The following is an 18,176-nucleotide window of genomic DNA, read 5'->3' on the forward strand; positions in this document are numbered from 1 at the left end:
TCTGAGTTTAGCCTTGGAGCTTCCCGTTTGTTTTTGTTGTCAACGATCCGGAACGAATGGCTGCCCCAAGGAAGCCGGCGTGTTCATCATCGTCAGACGCTTGTTGCGCGAGATTAGAACGAGAACCACGACGGTTGCCAGATAGGGCAGAGAAGAAAGCAGTTGCGAAGGCACCGGAATGCCAAATGCCTGTGCATGAAGTTGGCCGATCCACACCGCGCCGAAGATGTAGGCGCCGGCCAGCACGCGCCACGGCCGCCAGGAGGCGAAGACGACCAGCGCCAGCGCGATCCAGCCGCGGCCCGCGCTCATGTTCTCTACCCATTGCGGCGTGTAGACCAGCGACAGGTGGCCGCCGGCAAGGCCGGCGCAGGCGCCGCCGAAGATGACCGCGAGATAGCGGTAGCGGATGACCTTGATGCCGAGCGCATGCGCCGATGTGTGGCTGTCGCCGATCGAGCGCAGGGTGAGGCCGGTGCGGGTCTTGAACAGGAACCACATGACGGCCGCCGTCAGCGCGATCGAGATGTAGAAGATCGGGTCCTGGCCGAACAACAGCCTGCCGACCACTGGAATGTCGGTGAGCACCGGAACGTAGAGGTTTGGCAGCCGCTCGCCGGGCTGGCCGACGAAGCTGGTCCCCATCATGCCGGACAGGCCGAGGCCAAGCAGCGTCAATGACAGGCCGGTCGCCACCTGGTTGGTGGCGAGCGACAGCGTCATCACCGCAAACAGCAGCGAGAACACCGCGCCCATGGCAATTGCCGCCAACAGGCCGATCCAGGGCGATCCCGTGAGATAGCCGGCTCCGAAGCCGCCGACGGCGCCCATGATCATCATGCCTTCGACGCCGAGGTTGAGCACGCCGGAGCGCTCGACCACGAGTTCGCCGATGGCCGCTATTAAAAGCGGCGTCGCCGCCGTGGCGATGGTCAAAAGGATGTTGACGGCGATGTCCATCAGCGGGCTTCCTTCAACTTCGGCGCGGCTTCAAGCTTCGCCGCGCTTTTCGTCAGCGCCATGCCGACCAGACGGATTCGGTAGTGGATGAGCGTGTCGCAACCGAGCACGAAGAACAAAAGCATGCCCTGGAACACACGCGCCACCTTGTCGGAGATGCCGAGCGCGCTTTGCACCGCCTCGCCGCCGAGATAGGTCAGCGCCAGCACCAGGCCGGCGGCGACGATGCCGAGCGGATTGAGCCGGCCGAGGAACGCGACAATGATCGCTGTGAAGCCGTAGCCGGGCGAGATCACCGGTTGGAGCTGGCCGATGGCGCCGGAGACTTCCGAAATGCCGGCAAGCCCGGCCAGCGCGCCTGACAGCAGGAAGGCGAAGCAGACCATGCGGTTGAGGCCGAAGCCGGCGAACCGCCCTGCCCTCGGGCTGGAGCCGAGCACGCGGACCTCAAAACCCTTGAGCAGGCGGCTCATCAGCACCCAGATCAGCACGGCTGCGATGAGAGCGAAGACAAAACCCCAATTTGCGCGGCCGGCATCCGGCATCAGTTCCGGCAGCACCGCCGAGTCGTTGAACTGGATCGTCTGCGGGAAGCCGTGGCCCTGCGGATCGCGCCAGGGACCGCGCACCAGCCAGTCGAGGAAAAGCTGGGCGACATAGACCAGCATCAGGCTGGTCAGGATTTCGTTGGTGCCGAAGCGCGTCTTCAAGAGAGCCGGGATTGCAGCGTAGGCGGCGCCGCCAACCATGCCGAACAACAGCATCAGCGGCAGCACCAGCGGGCCTTCGAACCCGGGAAACAGCACCGGAATGGCCGAGCCGAAAATGCCGCCGAGGATGAACTGTCCCTCAGCGCCGATGTTCCAGATGTTGGCCTTGTAACAGACCGACAGGCCGACCGCGATCAGGATCAACGGCGCGGCCTTGATCGCCAGCTCATGCAGCTGCCAGACCTGGCTGATCGGCTCGATGAAATAGATCTCGAATGCGCTCAGCGGGTTGACGCCGAGCAGCGCGAACAGAACCGCGCCGGCGATGATCGTCAGGGCGAAGGCGATGAAGGGCGACAGCGCCGAAAAGAGCATAGAGCGCTGCGGGCGTTTGACGAGTTCGAGGCGCATCATGCCGTCTCCAGACCATGTTCGGCGTGGCCAGGCTCGGCGCCGCCCATCAACAGACCGACCTTTTCGAAAGTTGCCTCGGCGATCGGCAGCGGTTTGGACAATTCGCCATTGTGCATGACCGCGATCGCGTCCGAAATCTCGAACAGCTCATCGAGGTCCTGGCTGATGACCAGAACTGCCGAGCCGCTGCGCGCCAGTTCGATCAGCGCCTGGCGGATGTGGGCGGCGGCACCGGCGTCGACGCCCCAGGTCGGCTGGTTGACGACCATGACGGCAGGGCTGCGGTCGAGTTCGCGACCGACGATGAATTTCTGCAAATTGCCGCCCGAAAGGGCCGCGGCTTCCGGATCGGGCGCACTCTTGCGCACATCCATGGCCACGATGATGCGCTGGGCGGCGGCATAGACCGCACCGCTTTTGACCACGCCGCCGGCGCCGACAAAAACCTTGCCGTCGGTGGCGTGCCGCGACAGAAGCAGGTTTTCCGAAAGCTTCATGCGTGGCGCCGCGCCATGGCCGAGGCGTTCTTCCGGCACGAAGGCAGCGCCCATCAGCCGCCGGCCTGTGATCGAGAGCGAGCCGGCATCCTTGCCGCGGATGCGCACGGATGCGGCGTCCTGCTGCAGCACCTCGCCGGAGACGGATTCGAAGAACTCGCCCTGGCCGTTGCCGGCGACACCGGCAATGCCGATCACCTCGCCGGCGCGCACAGTGAGGTTGATATTCTTCAGCGGAATCGAAAACGGCGTTGCCGGCTTGCGGCTGAGGGCGCGGATTTCGAGCAGCGGCTGCGCGGTCTCGATGCCTTCGGCCGGCGCACGCACCACGGCCTTCACCTCGTTACCGACCATCATGCGGGCCAGCGACGAAGCCGTTTCCTCGCGCGGATTGCAATGGCCGACGACCTTGCCGTGACGCAGCACGGTGGCGCGGTCGCAAATGCGTTTGACCTCTTCCAGCCGGTGCGAAATGTAGAGGATGGATTTCCCCTCCGAGCGCAGGCGCTCCAGCGTCTCGAACAGCTTGTCGGCTTCCTGCGGCGTCAGCACCGAGGTCGGCTCGTCGAGGATGATGAGCTGCGGCGTCTGCAACAGGCAGCGGATGATCTCGATGCGCTGGCGTTCGCCGACCGAGAGATCGCCGACCAGCGAGTCCGGATCGAGCGGCAGGCCATAGCTGAAGGAAAGCGCCCTCGCCTTGGCCGCGATCGAGCTGATCGGTGAGCCGTCATCCAGAGACAGAGCGATATTCTCGGCCGCGGTCAGCGCCTCGAACAGCGAAAAGTGCTGAAACACCATGCCGATGCCGAGCTTCTTCGCCATGCCCGGACTGGTGATCCGCACCGCTTCCCCGTTCCAGAATATCTCGCCGGAATTGGGCTCCAGCGAGCCGAACAGCATCTTGACCAGCGTCGACTTGCCGGCGCCGTTTTCGCCAAGCAGCGCGTGGATCTCGCCCTTGGCGATGTTGAGGTCGATATGATCGCACGCCGTCAACGTGCCGAATATCTTGGTCAGGCCACGAACCTCAAGCAGGTTCGCTCCATCATGATCTGCACTCACAGTGCCTCCCATCCGGTTCCCGGACATGTTCTGTGTTCCCGCCAGCATGGTATGCGCTGGCCGCTCTCGTGCGAAAGCAGCACCCACCTTGAAAGAGCTTCAAGAATTTCAGCGGAAACTCAAGGGGTAAAGACCGACCTGCTTCGTACAACAGACCGATCGCCCGGTTTTTCGGGTAAACAGTGCCTAGCGTCGCGGCAAAACACTGAACAGCAAGGCAGATCAGGGGATCAGTATGGTCGTGCCCGTGGTCTTGCGCCCTTCGAGATCGGCTTGCGCCTTGCCCGCGTCCTTCAGCGCATAACGCTGGTTGATCTTGATCTCGACCGCACCGCTCAACACCACGTCGAACAATGCCGCGGCGGAGACTTCGAGGTCTTCACGCTTGGCGTTGTAGACGAACAAAGTCGGCCTGGTAGCGAACAGCGAGCCCTTTTGCGCCAGCAGCGACATCGAAAATGGCGGGATCGGTCCAGAGGACTGACCGAAAGAGACGAACATGCCGAGCGGCTTCAGACAGTCGAGCGAGGCCGGGAATGTGTCGTTGCCGACCGAATCGTAGACGACGTCACATTTCTTGCCGCCGGTGATGGCGGCGACCCCGGCGACGAAATCCTGCTCCTTGTAGTTGATGACATGGTTGAAGCCATGCGCCTTGGCGAGCTCGATCTTGTCGGTTGAGCTTGCCGTGCCGATGACGGTGGCGCCGAGATGTTTTGCCCATTGTCCCAGGATCAGCCCGACGCCGCCGGCGGCGGCATGAAACAGGATGGTGTCGCCTGCCTTCACCTTGAAGGTCCGGCGCAACAGATACTCCGCCGTCATGCCTTTAAGCATCATGCCGGCGGCCTGTTCGTCGCTGATGCCGTCCGGCACCTTGACGACGCGGTCGGCGGCGACGACGCGCTGTTCGGCATAGGCGCCGACATTGACGGCATAGGCGATGCGGTCGCCCGGCTTCAGCCAGTCGATGCCTGCACCGACCTCGAGAACCACACCTGCCGCCTCGCCGCCCGGGATCAGCGGGAAGCCGCCGGGCGGCGGATAGAGGCCGATGCGGTGATAGACATCGATGAAATTGAGGCCGATCGCGGTGTGCCTGACCAGGATCTGCCCGGCGCCGGGTTGTCCCGGATCGGCGTCTTCATAGGTCAGGACTTCCGGACCGCCATGGGCGTGGATACGGACTGCTTTGGACATTGTGGGCTTTCCTGCGGTCAGGCTTTCTTAGTGTCCGGCTTGGCGCCGAGTTTGGGGAAGAACTGCATGATACCGCCGATGCAGGCGAGGTAAAGTCCGGTGATGGTGATGCCGACCTTGGTAAAGACGCTGACCTGTTCGCCCAAAACGCCGATCTGGTCGTAGAAGGCGGCAAGGGCCGCCTGCGCCAGCGCCAGCGCACCGAAAGCACACCAGAGCAGCGTCATGCCAAGATTGATTGGCCGCAGCCGCACCACCCGCACGGGGTGAATGAAGTTGATCGGCACGAAGGTGAGGATGCCGGCCGCCACGACGACGCCGAAGGACACCCACTGTCCCGGCTCGATGACGAACAGCGTGAACACGACCATGTTCCAGACCACCGGAAAGCCTTTGAAGAAGTTCTCCTTCGTCTTCATTCCGGTGTCGGCATAATAGATGGCGCTGGACACCACGATGATGGCCGCCGACAGGAAGGACAGCCCTTCGCCCATGAAGCCGCGCTGGTAGAGTGCGAAGGCCGGGATCAGCACGTAGGTGACATAGTCGATGATATTGTCGAGGAGTTCGCCCGACCAGGTCGGCAAAATCTCCTTGACCTCGAGCTTGCGCGCGATCGGCCCGTCTATGCCGTCGACGAACAGCGCCAGCCCCAGCCACCAGAACATCGCCGTCCAGCGTTGCTCGCTTGCCGCCACAAGAGACAGGAAGGCCAGGAACGAGCCAGACGCGGTCAACAGATGCACCGAGAATGCCCGCGCCTGCGGCCAGGTGACCTTTTTCTTCGGCCTCGGTATCCGGTCGGTGATCTTTTTGGCGGCGTTTCTGGCCGTTGTGTTCTTGCTCACGGGCCCCGCCAATCCAGTTTGCAGATTTCGGCCGAGCGGCCGGCAAAGTTCCAGTTGCGGCCGAAAGCCCGCATCTTGCTCTTGTCGGACCTGGCCACGATGATCTCCGGCGCGATCCAGTATTCCGAGTTGCCGGTCACGGTATCCTTCTCGCGATCCTTGCCGGGAATCGGTGTGACCGCCCCGTCGATGATCTTCGGTATCTGGAAAATACGGGTCTTGTCACGCGTCTCGTAGGTGATCGGCACCTGCTCGACGCCGAGGAACTTGCCGACAAGGATCGACAACAGCGCGGTGGTTCCGCCGGCCTTCCCGGTGAAGATCCTGGTCAGCGCTTTCACCGCATAGACGGAGGCTTGCTTGTCGATGAACAGGCCTGCGGTCCAGTTGCCGCGGCTCATATAGCCTGGGATTTCCATGACCAGACCGAGATTGAGGCCGGACAGGTCGACCTCGCCGAAATGGCCTGCGTCGATGCGGAAGCCCGCCCAGGTCTGGCAATAACCCTCCGTCGGCGGATGGCTGCCAAGCGACAGTACGCAAGGACAAAAAACCGTGCAATTGCAGGAGAGTACGAGCTCTCCTTTCATTGCCCAGCCTTGCTCTGCCATGGAATTATCCCCCGTCATGCCGAGACTACTAGCAGGGCGACTGCCCAGACAAGCAGTATCGCACCGGCCACTCGGGTTGGAAGGCTGCCGGTGGTCTGTTTTTCGATCAAGGTGAACAGGCCGATCAGCGCCATCCAGAACACGTTCATCGCGCCGACGGCAAACATCACCAGCATCAGCGCCCAGCAGCAGCCGAGGCACCACAGGCCCTGCTTCAGCCCTAGCCGGAAGATGCCACCCGGCTCCGCGCTCCAGTTGGAAAACAGTGTCGAGAACGGGTTCCGGCATTTTGTCAGGCAGGCCTGCTTGAGGCTGCTGAACTGGTAGAGGCCGGCAACCAGCAGCGCGGCCGCCGCGGCAAGGCCGCTCACCGGATCGAGCAATCGAGCGGAGGACGTAAATGCGTGGACGAGCAACGTCAGCACCGCGAAGCCGATAGAGGCGACAAGCCATGTCGAGAGGTAGCCGGCAGCCAGGACCAGCGGATGGGCCACCGGCTCGCCCTTGATGCGGGCGGTGTCGGCGATTTCACAATAGGTACGGATCATCGGCGCCGCCGACGGCAGCATCTTCGCCACGGCCATCAAAAACCACATTACGCGCCAGAACCGGTGCGCCGCCGGCATCAAGTGGTGCGGGCGTCAGGCACATGCCGAAGAAGCGGTCGAGGACATCCGGCAGCGGCAGTTGCGGCAGATATCGCAGGACCACATCGCCTGGTACGCCGGGGAGCCGGCCTTCGGCGCCGCGGATCGCCATGGCGCCGAGAATGAACCAGGCGAGCAGAATGCCGCCGGCGATGGCGATGTTGACCGTCAGGCGGGGGCTGCGGGCCAGGCTTGCCGTGGCGCGGCCGGCGCGGTCGAGATGGCTGAAATCGTCCTGCTGGCCGGTCATGACAACCGAATGAGCCTAATCGCCGCGTTGATCAAGCCGCATGGTCTGACCTATATCCATAGGTAGATACCTGCATCGCAAACTGGAAGTCCAATTTGGATCATCTCGAGACAGCACGGATACTGGTAGCCGGCAGCGGCCCTGCCGGACTGATCGCGGCGCTCGGTTTCGCAGAGGCGGGCTTTCCGGTAACCCTGGTCGGACCCGAAGCAGGCGGGCCCGATGGCCGGACCACGGCGCTGATGAACCCTGCTCTCAAGGTTCTCGATCGGCTGGGCGTGCTGGCCGAACTTGCGCCGAAGGCCGCGCCGCTGAAGGTCATGCGCATCGTTGATGCGACCAGCCGGCTGATCCGCAGCCCGGTGGTGACTTTTCGCGCCATAGAGATCGGCGAGAAGCAGTTCGGGCTCAACCTGCCCAACAGTGCGCTGAACCCGACGCTGGCCAAGTCCGTCGCGGCGCATCCCGGCATCGAATGGCTGACGTCGATGGTCGAGAGCTGGCGTCTGGACGCCGATCAGGCGCATGCCGTCTTGACTGATGGTCGCGAAGTCTCGGCCGCGCTTGCGGTCGCTGCCGATGGGCGCCTGTCGCCGGCGCGCGAGGCGGCAGGCATAGTGGCCTCGGTGCGATCCTACCGCCAAGCGGCGCTGGTGCTGAATTTTGGCCATCGCATCGAACACGGCTTCACCTCGACCGAGTTCCACACAGAGACCGGGCCGTTCACCCAGGTGCCGCTGCCCGGCAAACGCTCCAGCCTCGTCTGGGTGGTGAAACCGGAGACGGCGAAGGACCTCGCCGCACTCGATGACGCGACGCTTTCCGAGCGTGTCGAGCAGCAGATGCAGTCGATGCTGGGCCGGGTGTCGGTCGAGCCCGGCCGACAAATTTACCCGCTTTCAGCGGCATCACCGGGGCGCTTCGCGCAAAACCGTGTGGCGCTGGTCGGCGAGGCTGCACATGTGTTCCCGCCGATCGGGGCCCAAGGTCTCAACCTCGGCATCAGGGACGTCGAGGATCTGATTGGAATCGCCGGTAAAAATCGCAGCGACCCCGGCGCCGCGAAGGCCCTGGCCGCCTATGATTCCAGGCGCCGTCCTGACATTCTGGCGCGTTCCGGCGCGGTCAATCTGCTCAACATGTCGCTGCTTTCGGACATGCTGCCTGCGCAGATGGCACGCAGCGCCGGCCTCAATGTGCTCGGCAGTTTCGCGCCGCTGCGCGCCTTTTTCATGCGCGAAGGCTTAAGGCCGGGCAGCGGCTTTGCGGCGCTTACCGGCGGTTCACGGAAACAGGTCCGGCGGTAAGATGCCGTGGCGGATCATGTAGAGTAGCCCGGTCACCGTCAGCACCGAGAGGCAGGTAGTAATCAGCACGCTGGCCGAGGCGCGTTGCACCCAGACGCCATATTGCTGGGCGATGACGAAGACGTTGGTTGCGGTCGGTAATGCCGCCAAAAGCACGGCTGAAAAAACCCAGATTTCGGAAAAGTTCCCGATCCAGCTCAGCACGACGTAGCAGAGCAATGGATGCAGGATCAGCTTCAGCGCCGCGATCGAGGCCAGCTCATGCGGCACGCGGTTGAGCGGCCGGAGCGCAAGCGTCACGCCCATGGCAAACAGGGCGCAAGGGGCGGCTGCCCGCGAAAGATATTCAAGCAGGCGATCGACCGGCTGCGGTGGGTGAAAGCCGAGATAGGCGGCGCCGACGCCAAGCGCGGTCGCGATGATGAACGGGTGCAGGACGATTTTCCTGACTACGCCGAGGATGAGCCGCCACGGCGATGTCTTGTCGTCGCCCGACAGCGCCATCATCATCGGCGCGATGGCGAAATGCATGATATTTTCGAAGCAGAAGATCAGCGCGACGGGAACCGCCGCTTGTTCGCCGAAGGCGAGCAGCGCCAGCCCCGGCCCCATATAGCCGATATTGCCGTAGGCCGCGGCCAGCGCCTTGATCGTCGACTGGGCGATCTCGCCGCGCGACGCCGTCACCGACCATACGAACATGATCGAGAAGATCGTGTAGGTGGAAAATACCGAGCCGAAGATGAAGCGCCATTCGGTCAACTGTTCGAACGGCGTGCGGGCCAGCAATTGGAAGAACAGGGCAGGAAGCGCGACATAGACGATGAAGGTGTTCATCCAGCCAAGCGCTTCCAGCGGCTGCCTGGTCATGCGCGCGACCAGAAAGCCGATGAAAATCAGCCCGAAGAACGGAAGAACAAGACCGACAATGTCAGACATTTTTGCCCTGGCCCGAAACCCCGGGACCGGGCTAGCCCGTAGCTTCATCGGGCGTCAAGCGCTTCGGCATTGAACTGACCCGCTATCTGCGCCAAATAAAGCCTGATCCCAGACCTAAGTCGGGCTCGATTTTTGGCCACGGTGTGTGTAAATTCAAAGTGTTAGAGCGCTCTTCGCACATTCGAGGGGACGCCGGGCGCTCTAGAGGCTTAGTGGTGAGTACGATGAAAACAGCCAAATTCTCGATCGGACAAGTGGTTCGACACCGGCTGTTTCCATTCCGCGGCATCATTTTCGATGTCGATCCGCAATTCGCCAACACCGATGAATGGTACGAGGCGATCCCGGCCGACGTGCGGCCGCGCAAGGACCAGCCGTTCTACCATCTGCTCGCTGAAAACTCGGAAACCGAATACATTGCCTATGTCTCCGAGCAGAACCTGCTCGAGGACCAGTCAGGTGAGCCGGTCCGGCATCCACAGATCGGCGAGATGTTCGACAAGCGGCCGGACGGACGCTATGAGCCAAAACGCCAGTCGAGACACTGACATCACCTTGCATCGACGTGACGACAACAAAAAAGCGGGGCATGACCCCGCTTTTTGTCGCTCCGGTATCTGTCCCGGCGATTAGTTGGCGGCTTTGGCCTTGGCCTGCTCGTCCTTGAGCTTCTTGGCGAAGTCCTGGTTGTTCTTGACGACGAAATCCTGAAGTTTTTTCTGCCGATCCTCGATGTCCGACTGCTGCAGCGGCGCGCCGTCAAAGGCGCCGCTGAAGCCGGTCAAGGCAACCTTGATGGGATTTGGCTGACTTTGGAAGTTGATCGAGGTCAGCGTGATCGCCTGTCCCTTCTTGAAGGACGCGACGAGCGCGTCGGTCAGCGGCACTTCGGCAACGCAACGGTCGGCGAAGCAAATGACATAATCCAGCTTCGTCGCCTTGCCGGCGTCTATCTGCAGGGCGATGCCGGGGGGCACCAAGCGACCTGGGGGAACCGTGACCTGGAAGACCTTGCGGTTTACCTTGCCCTTCAACTCGATCAGGCTGACCCCGGTGACGAACTGGCCGTTGCCGGCAGTGATGATGTTCTGGACATTGCAGATGTCGACATCTTCCTGCTTGGTGCAGGCCTTGAACCAACCCTGCGGAATCTGTTGCTGTGCCGAAGCGGTGGGAAGTCCGGCGCCCAGAAAGCCGACCACGCCCGCGGCCAGGACCGAAAGGCGGTATGCGTTGCTGTTCAGGCTCGTCATGTCGTGCATTTCCTCTCAAATGATCCCGGGACCGGCTTCTTCGCGCCGTGTGGTCCTGCTACCTGTTGCCGAATTGAGGCAACAGAATGACTTCGGAGCGCGTGTTACACTGCATGAGCAGCCGAATCCAGCCCGCCGCCTGCAATTCTTGGCCTCGCAATTTGGGTCGTGCGATTTGGGTTGATGTATCTGGCCGGAGCGCCGCGGCGCCATGTTAGGGTGCACTCCGAATCATCAAGCCGCCCAGTAAGGAGACGGTCATGGGCCGCATTCTTGTTTGGCTGATCGCCGCAATTTCGTTCATCGCCTTTGCACCCGGCGTGGCGATGTCGGAACCGAAACATGCCATCGCCATGCAGGGCGAGCCGGCGCTGCCAGCCGACTACCAGCATTTCGACTACGTCAATCCCGATGCGCCGAAGGGCGGCAACATCACTTACTGCGTCGTCGGCAGCTTCGACAATCTGAACCCGTTCATCCTGAAGAGCCTGCGCACCACGGCGCGCGGCATGCAGGACCTCATTTTCGGCAATCTCGTCTTCGAGCCGTTGATGATGCGCAACTACGACGAGGCCTTCAGCCTCTATGGCCTGCTCGCAGACACAGCCGATATGGATCCCGAGCGCAAGTGGATCGAGTTCCATCTGAACCCAAATGCAAAGTGGTCCGATGGCGACCCGGTGACGCCGGATGACGTGCTGTTCACCTACGATGTCTTTACCGACAAGGGCCGCCCGCCCTACAGGGATCGCATGAGCCTGATCGCCAAGCTCGAAAAGACCGGCGATCACAGCGTGCGCTTCACCTTCAACGACAAGGCCAATCGCGAGACCCCCTTGATCATCGCGCTGACGCCGATCATCCCAAAGCACGCCTTCAACAAGGATACCTTCGACAAGACGACGTTGAAGCCGGTGATCGGCAGCGGTCCCTACATCATCGACAAGGTGCAGCCGGGACAGCGCATCGTGTTCAAGCGCAACCCGAATTACTGGGGCAAGGACATCCCTTCCAAGCGCGGCTTCGACAATTACGACCAGATCACCATCGAGTACTTCCTCAACGCCAATGCCAAGACGGAAGCGTTCAAGAAAGGCATCTGCGCCATTTACGATGAGGGCGATCCGGTCAAGCGCGAGCGCGATATCGATTTTCCCGCCTTTCATCGCGGCGAGGTGATCGCCGAGACCTTCGACACCGGCATACCGCCCGTGGTGACCGGCTTCCTGTTCAACACGCGACTGGAGAAGTTTTCCAATCCGGAGGTGCGGCGCGCGCTCGGCATGCTCTACGACTTCGAATGGGCCAACAAGAACCTGTTCGGCGGTAAGTACACGCGCACGATGAGCTACTGGCAGAATTCCGAACTTTCCGCGCTCGGCCATCCCGCCAGCGACAGGGAAAAGGCGCTGCTGGCGCCCTACCCCGGCCGCGTGCCGGCCGATGTCATGGACGGCAGCTGGCGCCCGCCGGTGAATGACGGCACCGGCCAGGACCGTAAGGTGCTGAAGGTGGCGTTCGACCTGCTGAAGAGCCAGGGCTACACCGTCAAGGACGGGGTCCTGCTGGACCCAAAGGGAAACCCGTTCGGTTTCGAGATCCTGACGGCCTCGCAGGACGAGGAACGCTTTGCCGCCATCTATCAGCGCTCGCTGGAAAAGATCGGCATCGCGGTGACCATCCGCAGCCTCGAGGCCGACCAGATCCAGTCGCGCAAGCAGCGTCTCGACTTTGAGGTTCTTGTCGGGTCGAGCGGGTTCAGCAACTCGCTGTCTCCCGGTATGGAGCAGAACCTTCGCTGGGGTTCTTCAGAGGCCAAAAGAGAAGGTTCATTCAATCTGGCCGGCGTCGCCGATCCGGCGGTCGACGCGGCGATCGACGCGATGCTGAGAGCACGGACCAAGGAAGACTATGTCGCCGCCGTGCGCGTGCTCGACCGATTGCTGATCTCCGGCAATTACATGGTGCCGATGCAGTACAACGCGCAGCAATGGCTCGCTTACTGGAATTACCTGGACCATCCCAAAAAGACGCCCATATTCGGTTATCAATGGCCGACCTGGTGGCGCAAGCCGAACTGAGCGTGGCCCAGATCGGTCTCGCTGAAACGTTCGGCTGCAGGAGATCAAGATGAGCGATGACAATTCCATTACCGTCGACGTGGTTTCCGACGTCGTCTGCCCCTGGTGCTTCATCGGCCAGAAGCGGCTGGATAAAGCGATTGCCGCTGCCGGCGACGTTGAGGTTCATGTGCGCTGGCGGCCGTTCCAGCTCGACCCGACCATCCCGCCCGAGGGCAAGGACCGGCGCGAATACATGCTGGCCAAATTCGGCAGCGACGAGCGCATCCGTCAGATGCATGCCCGCGTAGAGCCGCTCGGCGAAGCCGAAGGCATCAATTTCGCTTTCGACGCCATCAAGGTCGCCGCCAACACGCTGGACGCGCATCGTGTCATCCGCTGGGCCGGTGCCGCCGGTGAAGCCGTGCAGAACCGGCTCGTGCGCCGGCTGTTCCAACTGTATTTCGAGAAAGGCGGCAATATTGGCAACCACGCCGTGCTGATCGATGCCGCCCGCGAGGCCGGCATGGACGCTGCCGTGGTCGAAACGCTCCTGCCGACCGATGCCGACGTCGAGGAGGTGCGCACAGAAATCGCCACGGCATCGCGGATGGGGATCACTGGCGTGCCGTGCTTCCTGCTCGAAGGCAAATACGCCGTCATGGGCGCGCAGGACGCCGACACGCTGACTGATGCCATCCGCCAAGTCGCGGCCGCAAAGGCCAAGGGCGAGCTGGAAAAGGCCGGCTGACCGAAGTTATTTCACCGTCACCTTGGCTTTGCTGAGGAAGAAGCCATGCCCGTTGCTGCCCGTGCAGGTCAGTCCCTTGGTTGACGACTGGCAGGTAAACGGCCCTTTGCTCCAGCTGTTGCCATAGGCCAGCTTCGCGACATCGCTGCAGCAGCCCTGCTCTCCCGGATTCTTGATCAAGGTCGCCGGGCCGTTCGGCCCAAGGATCACGGTGACGTAGCTGGGCTCGACGCGCGAACAGCTCAGTTCCGGACCGCCATCCTGTGGTTCGTAGGTGCTGGTGCCGCCCTTCGGCGTGTAGATGCAGCCGATGTTGCCGGACGGAGCATTGAACTCGATTTGCCCTTCGGCGCTTGCCGGAATGGTCTGGCTGACGGCATGCGCAAGAGGCAGCCAGGCAAAGAGCGTCACCATTGCGGGAACGGCTGCGCGTGCAAGCATTGGGGAGCTTCCTTGTTGGGGACCGGACATGCATCGGTGCCGACAGTGCCCGGCAAGGTTCATTCCAGTGCGCTTGATTGTCAAACGGTGTTGAGCTGCAGCTAAAAAGCGTGGGCCAACTCATGAGCAGTCGCCGTGCAGGAGCGACGATCTTGCGTGCCCAACCATGATGGCCGGTGAAATGATTCGGGCGGCCTGGGGCGATCACGGACGGCAATTTTTCGGGCGATCCGGTTAGCGCGCGGTGGGAAAACCGGCCGACGGGCAGGCCTTTTGGTCACAAAGCCGTGTATGAGCCTTCCCTCAGGGAATATATTCGCACATCTGAGCGTTCTCGCAACACATTGAAACAAAGGACAAATTTGACCCAAAGACGGCGCTCTCGCAGCACCAACTGTTGCCTCATGGCAACGGCGGGTGGGCTGCTTCACATTCCCCGGGATAAAATTCATAGAAAATGATCAATTGGTGTTACTATCCGTAACAAAACTAAAAAAGGTTTGGGCGGGATTGTGATTCGGGTCGACAGACCGCGACGTTCAATATCGGCACTTTGGAACCGCGACGCCCCCGCCGGGCCGTCGCCCCTGACGCCAGTATCGTCGATGCGGACCTTCTGGGGATTGATGCGGGCCTACTGGTTCTCGGACCGGTGGAGAGAGGCCTGGGCTCTCACCGTCGTCCTCGCACTCATCATAGCCCTGTCGAGCAAGGCCGACGTCTGGTTTACCGTGTTGGCGGGCGAACTGGCAGCCTCAATCGCTTTTTTCCACGACGCCGCGAATACCACGCCCCTTGAATCAGTGCTTACCAATGCCGGCCTGCTTGTGCTGCTGGTCGTGTTCAAGGACATGGGAATCATAGGCGCCTGCAAATTTGTATCGGCGACATTGCATCGCAAATGGCGCGCCTGGTTGAACGCGCGTTTCAATGCGGCGCTGCTTGATACCAACCATACTCACTACCACGCTCAGAATGGCTCGCCAGATGCGCCAGCGCCCGACAACATCGATCAGCGCGTGCAGGAATCCATCAAAGACATGGCGGGCGGCGCCATCGGGCTTGCCCAAGGTGTCTTCGGCGTCTTCACCTCACTTTATTTTGTCGGCGGCGCTTTGCTGGCGAATTCCGTGGAGGTAAAAGGCCTGGATGCCCTCGGCAGCTATGGCAGCGCCGTCCTCGCTCTGCTGGCGGTTGCCATCTACGTGCCCGTCAATACCTGGATCGCGATCAAACTCGGCGGAATGCTGGAGTGGCTCAACGTCAGGATGCAGAAGGCCGAAGGCACCTATCGCAGCGAGCTGATCACTTTGTTGCGCCGCAGTTTCCATGTGTCGGCGTCGCAAGGCGAAGACGTGCAAAAGACGATACATGGACGGCTCTATCTCGATATCGATACCACCTGGTCGAAGCTCAACATCGTCAACACCCTCTATGCGGGATTCGAATCGGTCTATAATTTCGTCGGGGCCAAAGTTGTCGCCTACGGACCTGGTCTGGTGCCGTTCATCCACAACGGCGTCGACCTCAAGGGCTACATAACCGGTTCCGAGCAGGTCAACGCGCTGATCAGCAAATGTTCCTGGTTCATCCATGTCATGCCGAGTCTCGCCACCTTGCGGGCCAACAGCCAGCGCGTCATCGAGTTGGCGCACGCCATTGAGAACGTCCAACAGCCGCAGGAATTCTACAGCCAGACCGGCCGTTCCGACTTCCACTATGCCAGCCAGAACCCGGTCTTCGGCCTGACCATCCAGAAGCTTGAACTGGCGCATCAGGGTGAAGACGCCACGCCGTTCCTGAGCGCAGCCAATCTGCGCTTTCGGCGCGGCGAGTGGGCATTCCTCAAGGGCGAATCCGGCTGCGGCAAGACTTCGCTGATCAAGGCGATCAACGGCTTGTGGCCTTATGGCCGCGGCACCATCGTCTTCCCTGACGGTGTGAGGAGCTTCTATGCCGCCCAGGAGGTCAAGCTGCAGCAGGTGTCGCTGAAGCAGCTGGTGTGCCTGCCCGGCTCCGAGGACGACTATGGCGATGCGCAGGTCGCGGCAGCCCTGCACAAGGCCGGCCTTGGCGATTTCATCGAACACATGGCCGATGAAAGCCGCGAGGGAAAGATCTGGGACCAGCTGCTGTCCGGCGGCCAGAAGCAGAAGCTGGTTGTGGCCCGCATCGTGCTGCAGCAACCGGGACTGTTGTTCCTCGACGAAGCGACCGGCGCGCTCGATCCGGATGGCAAGATCGCCTTCCACCAGGCCATCAAGGACAACTGTCCCGATGTCACGGTGATCAGCATCATGCATGAGGCGGTGCCGCCACGTTCGGCCTCGGGCGAGGAATTCTACCATAGCGTGGTCGCGATCGCCGACGGCGTCGCCACCAAGAGGCCGCTTGTTCCGAACCTTCCGCGCGAGCTCACCACCATCCTTACGCAGCCGCGGCCGGTCGAGGACAAATGGATGCGTTTTTCACGCCGGCTGAAGCAGAAATAGCAGCCACGCCGAAGCGCGTTCCGCCACTGGCGGCGGGGCACTCGCTCCCTCCCCCTTCAATAATCATCACAGTCTCGCGATTGGGCCGGCTCCCGGCTGTTTTCCGCCACCCCCGCGATTGACTCGCCAAGATGCGCTCCTATGTTGCGCCCGCTCGCTGAATTCCAACTCGAACCTGCGAGCAGAAAGGTCACCGCGCCATGCATGGCGACAGTAGTCGAACGCAACCGCCGTCCGCCTCGATGTGACCTCTAACGGCTCACGTCCCGCCGGACGGCAAGGAGTGAGCCATGAACGAATTTACCCCCGTCGTAGCGGGCGACGATGCCGTCGCTATCGCGCGTATCCTTGCCAATGATCACGTCGCCGATGTCGTCGAGGCCCTGAACCGGGAAGCTCGCGATACCGCGATAGAACTGCTTTGCGAAATGCCGTTCGAGCGGCTGGTCGAGATCTTCGACCAGCCTGAACTCGACGGCGCCTCCGATCTGGCCGAGGCGCTGCCGCGCGCCAAGGCGTGCAAGCTGCTGACCGCCATGTCGGTCGACCGCGCCGCCGATATCCTGCGAGAGCTGGATGAGCCGACGCGCTCCGAGCTGCTCGGCGGGTTGGTCCCGCCGCTGCGGGCAACGCTGCTTTCCATTCTCGGCTATCCCGAAGGCAGCGCCGCCTCGATCATGACGACCGAATTCGTCAGCGTGCCGTCGGACTGGTCCGTCGGGCGCACGCTCGACTACATCCGCAAGGTGGAGCGGACGCGGGAGACCGTCTACGCCATCTACATCGTCGATCCAGACACGCATGTGCTGGTGCGCTCGACCGGCCTGCGCCGGCTGATCACCGGCGAGCCGGACGATCCGATCCTGTCGGTGGCGCCGGATCGCGCCCCGGTGACGGTGACGCCGCTGACCGATCGCGAGACACTGGCGCAGACGATCTCCAAATATGACCTGCTCGCGGTTCCCGTCGTCGACCATGGCAAGATCCTCGGCATCGTCACCATCGACGACATCATCGACACCATGATCGAGGAGACGACCGAGGACGCGCATCGCTTCGGCGGCATGGAGGCGCTCGACGAGCCCTACATGAAGATGAGCTTTCTCGCCATGATCAAGAAGCGCGGCGGCTGGCTGTGCGCGCTGTTCATCTCGGAGATGCTGACCGCCAATGCCATGCAAAGCTATGAAGGCGAACTGCAAAAAGCGATCGTGCTCACTCTGTTCATCCCGCTGATCATGAGCTCGGGCGGCAATTCCGGTTCGCAGGCGACCTCGCTCGTCATTCGCGCGCTGGCGCTGCGCGAGATCGGCCTTCGCGACTGGTGGCGGGTGGCGTTGCGCGAATTGCCCACCGGCTTCGTGCTCGGCGCCATGCTTGGCGTGGTCGGCATCTGCCGCATCGCGCTCTGGCAATATATGGGCTTCTACGATTATGGGCCGCATTGGCCGCTGATCGCGGCGACCGTGGGGGCAGCACTCGTCGGCATCGTCACCTTCGGCTCGCTGTCGGGGTCGATGCTGCCGTTCGCGCTGAAACGGATCGGCTTCGATCCGGCGAGCGCCTCGGCGCCGTTCGTCGCCACGCTGGTCGATGTCACCGGCCTGGTGATCTATTTCTCGGTGGCGCTGGTCATCCTGCGCGGCACTTTGTTGTAATAAGCTTCAGGCTCCCATCTCGGTGGCAACAGCGGCTGCCATGGGGGGTTCTTCAAGATCGAGCGCGCGGGCG

17 protein-coding genes are annotated in these 18,176 nt (G+C 62.0%); 6 read left to right on the top strand and 11 right to left on the bottom strand.

Translation table 11 applies throughout. From position 1 onward, the window contains the following. Positions 1-39: 39 nt before the first annotated feature. The 8 genes from NKI31_RS14250 to NKI31_RS14285 form a co-directional block, all read right to left on the bottom strand. On the bottom strand, positions 40-960 hold the full coding sequence (locus NKI31_RS14250; protein ID WP_023668962.1) for an ABC transporter permease: 921 nt from the start codon (positions 958-960) through the stop codon (positions 40-42). Further along, positions 960-2,084 (bottom strand): ABC transporter permease, encoded by a 1,125-nt coding sequence (locus tag NKI31_RS14255; protein ID WP_352651877.1) that lies wholly within the window; start codon positions 2,082-2,084, stop codon positions 960-962. Before NKI31_RS14255 ends, NKI31_RS14250 begins: the two co-directional genes overlap by 1 nt. Beyond that, positions 2,081-3,658 carry an ABC transporter ATP-binding protein gene (locus tag NKI31_RS14260; RefSeq protein WP_352651931.1) on the bottom strand — a complete coding sequence of 526 codons (1,578 nt, stop codon included), beginning with the start codon at positions 3,656-3,658 and terminating at the stop codon, positions 2,081-2,083. The genes NKI31_RS14255 and NKI31_RS14260 overlap by 4 nt, the downstream gene beginning before the upstream one ends. A gap of 210 nt (positions 3,659-3,868) precedes the next feature. Continuing rightward, the gene (locus tag NKI31_RS14265) at positions 3,869-4,846 is read right to left on the bottom strand and encodes a quinone oxidoreductase family protein (protein ID WP_352651878.1); all 978 of its coding nucleotides are present in this window, start codon (positions 4,844-4,846) and stop codon (positions 3,869-3,871) included. 17 nt (positions 4,847-4,863) lie between these two features. Beyond that, on the bottom strand, positions 4,864-5,694 hold the full coding sequence (gene pcsA / locus NKI31_RS14270) for a phosphatidylcholine synthase (protein WP_023668966.1): 831 nt from the start codon (positions 5,692-5,694) through the stop codon (positions 4,864-4,866). Next, entirely contained in the window at positions 5,691-6,305 is a 615-nt protein-coding gene (locus tag NKI31_RS14275; protein WP_352651879.1) for a DUF1326 domain-containing protein, read from the bottom strand. Before NKI31_RS14275 ends, pcsA begins: the two co-directional genes overlap by 4 nt. Before the next feature lie 14 nt (positions 6,306-6,319). Next, positions 6,320-6,889, bottom strand: a complete 570-nt coding sequence (locus tag NKI31_RS14280) for a DUF2182 domain-containing protein (protein WP_352651880.1) — start codon at positions 6,887-6,889, stop codon at positions 6,320-6,322. Further along, positions 6,834-7,202, bottom strand: coding sequence for a hypothetical protein (locus NKI31_RS14285; RefSeq protein WP_352651882.1), 369 nt, complete (start codon positions 7,200-7,202; stop codon positions 6,834-6,836). Before NKI31_RS14285 ends, NKI31_RS14280 begins: the two co-directional genes overlap by 56 nt. Before the next feature lie 95 nt (positions 7,203-7,297). Here NKI31_RS14285 and NKI31_RS14290 point away from each other — a divergent pair, with 95 nt between their 5' ends. Then, positions 7,298-8,509: a UbiH/UbiF family hydroxylase gene (locus NKI31_RS14290; protein WP_352651883.1), complete on the top strand. Its 1,212-nt coding sequence runs from the start codon at positions 7,298-7,300 to the stop codon at positions 8,507-8,509. Here NKI31_RS14290 and NKI31_RS14295 read toward each other — a convergent pair. Continuing rightward, complete coding sequence (locus tag NKI31_RS14295) at positions 8,486-9,448, bottom strand: AEC family transporter (protein WP_027050898.1); 963 nt, start codon at positions 9,446-9,448, stop codon at positions 8,486-8,488. The two genes, NKI31_RS14290 and NKI31_RS14295, sit on opposite strands and share 24 nt — an antisense overlap. 224 nt (positions 9,449-9,672) lie before the next feature. Here NKI31_RS14295 and hspQ point away from each other — a divergent pair, with 224 nt between their 5' ends. Then, on the top strand, positions 9,673-9,996 hold the full coding sequence (gene hspQ, locus NKI31_RS14300; RefSeq protein WP_023668971.1) for a heat shock protein HspQ: 324 nt from the start codon (positions 9,673-9,675) through the stop codon (positions 9,994-9,996). Between the two features lie 81 nt (positions 9,997-10,077). Here the strand turns inward: hspQ and NKI31_RS14305 are convergent, their stop codons facing one another. Then, positions 10,078-10,701 carry an invasion associated locus B family protein gene (locus tag NKI31_RS14305; RefSeq protein WP_023668972.1) on the bottom strand — a complete coding sequence of 208 codons (624 nt, stop codon included), beginning with the start codon at positions 10,699-10,701 and terminating at the stop codon, positions 10,078-10,080. A 260-nt stretch (positions 10,702-10,961) separates the two neighbouring features. Here NKI31_RS14305 and NKI31_RS14310 point away from each other — a divergent pair, with 260 nt between their 5' ends. Both NKI31_RS14310 and NKI31_RS14315 read left to right on the top strand, forming a co-directional pair. Then, entirely contained in the window at positions 10,962-12,782 is a 1,821-nt protein-coding gene (locus tag NKI31_RS14310) for an extracellular solute-binding protein (protein ID WP_352651884.1), read from the top strand. Positions 12,783-12,831: 49 nt separating this feature from the next. Then, positions 12,832-13,512, top strand: coding sequence for a DsbA family oxidoreductase (locus tag NKI31_RS14315; protein ID WP_023752271.1), 681 nt, complete (start codon positions 12,832-12,834; stop codon positions 13,510-13,512). Between the two features lie 6 nt (positions 13,513-13,518). Here NKI31_RS14315 and NKI31_RS14320 read toward each other — a convergent pair whose 3' ends face one another. Next, positions 13,519-13,926, bottom strand: a complete 408-nt coding sequence (locus NKI31_RS14320; protein ID WP_196813629.1) for a hypothetical protein — start codon at positions 13,924-13,926, stop codon at positions 13,519-13,521. 632 nt (positions 13,927-14,558) lie between these two features. Between NKI31_RS14320 and NKI31_RS14325 the strand changes: the two genes are divergently transcribed. Both NKI31_RS14325 and mgtE read left to right on the top strand, forming a co-directional pair. Then, positions 14,559-16,445, top strand: coding sequence for an ABC transporter ATP-binding protein/permease (locus NKI31_RS14325; protein WP_023691324.1), 1,887 nt, complete (start codon positions 14,559-14,561; stop codon positions 16,443-16,445). 290 nt (positions 16,446-16,735) lie between these two features. After that, positions 16,736-18,103, top strand: a complete 1,368-nt coding sequence (mgtE, locus tag NKI31_RS14330) for a magnesium transporter (protein WP_023696129.1) — start codon at positions 16,736-16,738, stop codon at positions 18,101-18,103. Positions 18,104-18,176 lie beyond the last annotated feature (73 nt).

The organism is Mesorhizobium sp. M0659 (assembly GCF_040320605.1).
In the GTDB taxonomy this organism is placed as follows: Bacteria; Pseudomonadota; Alphaproteobacteria; order Rhizobiales; family Rhizobiaceae; genus Mesorhizobium.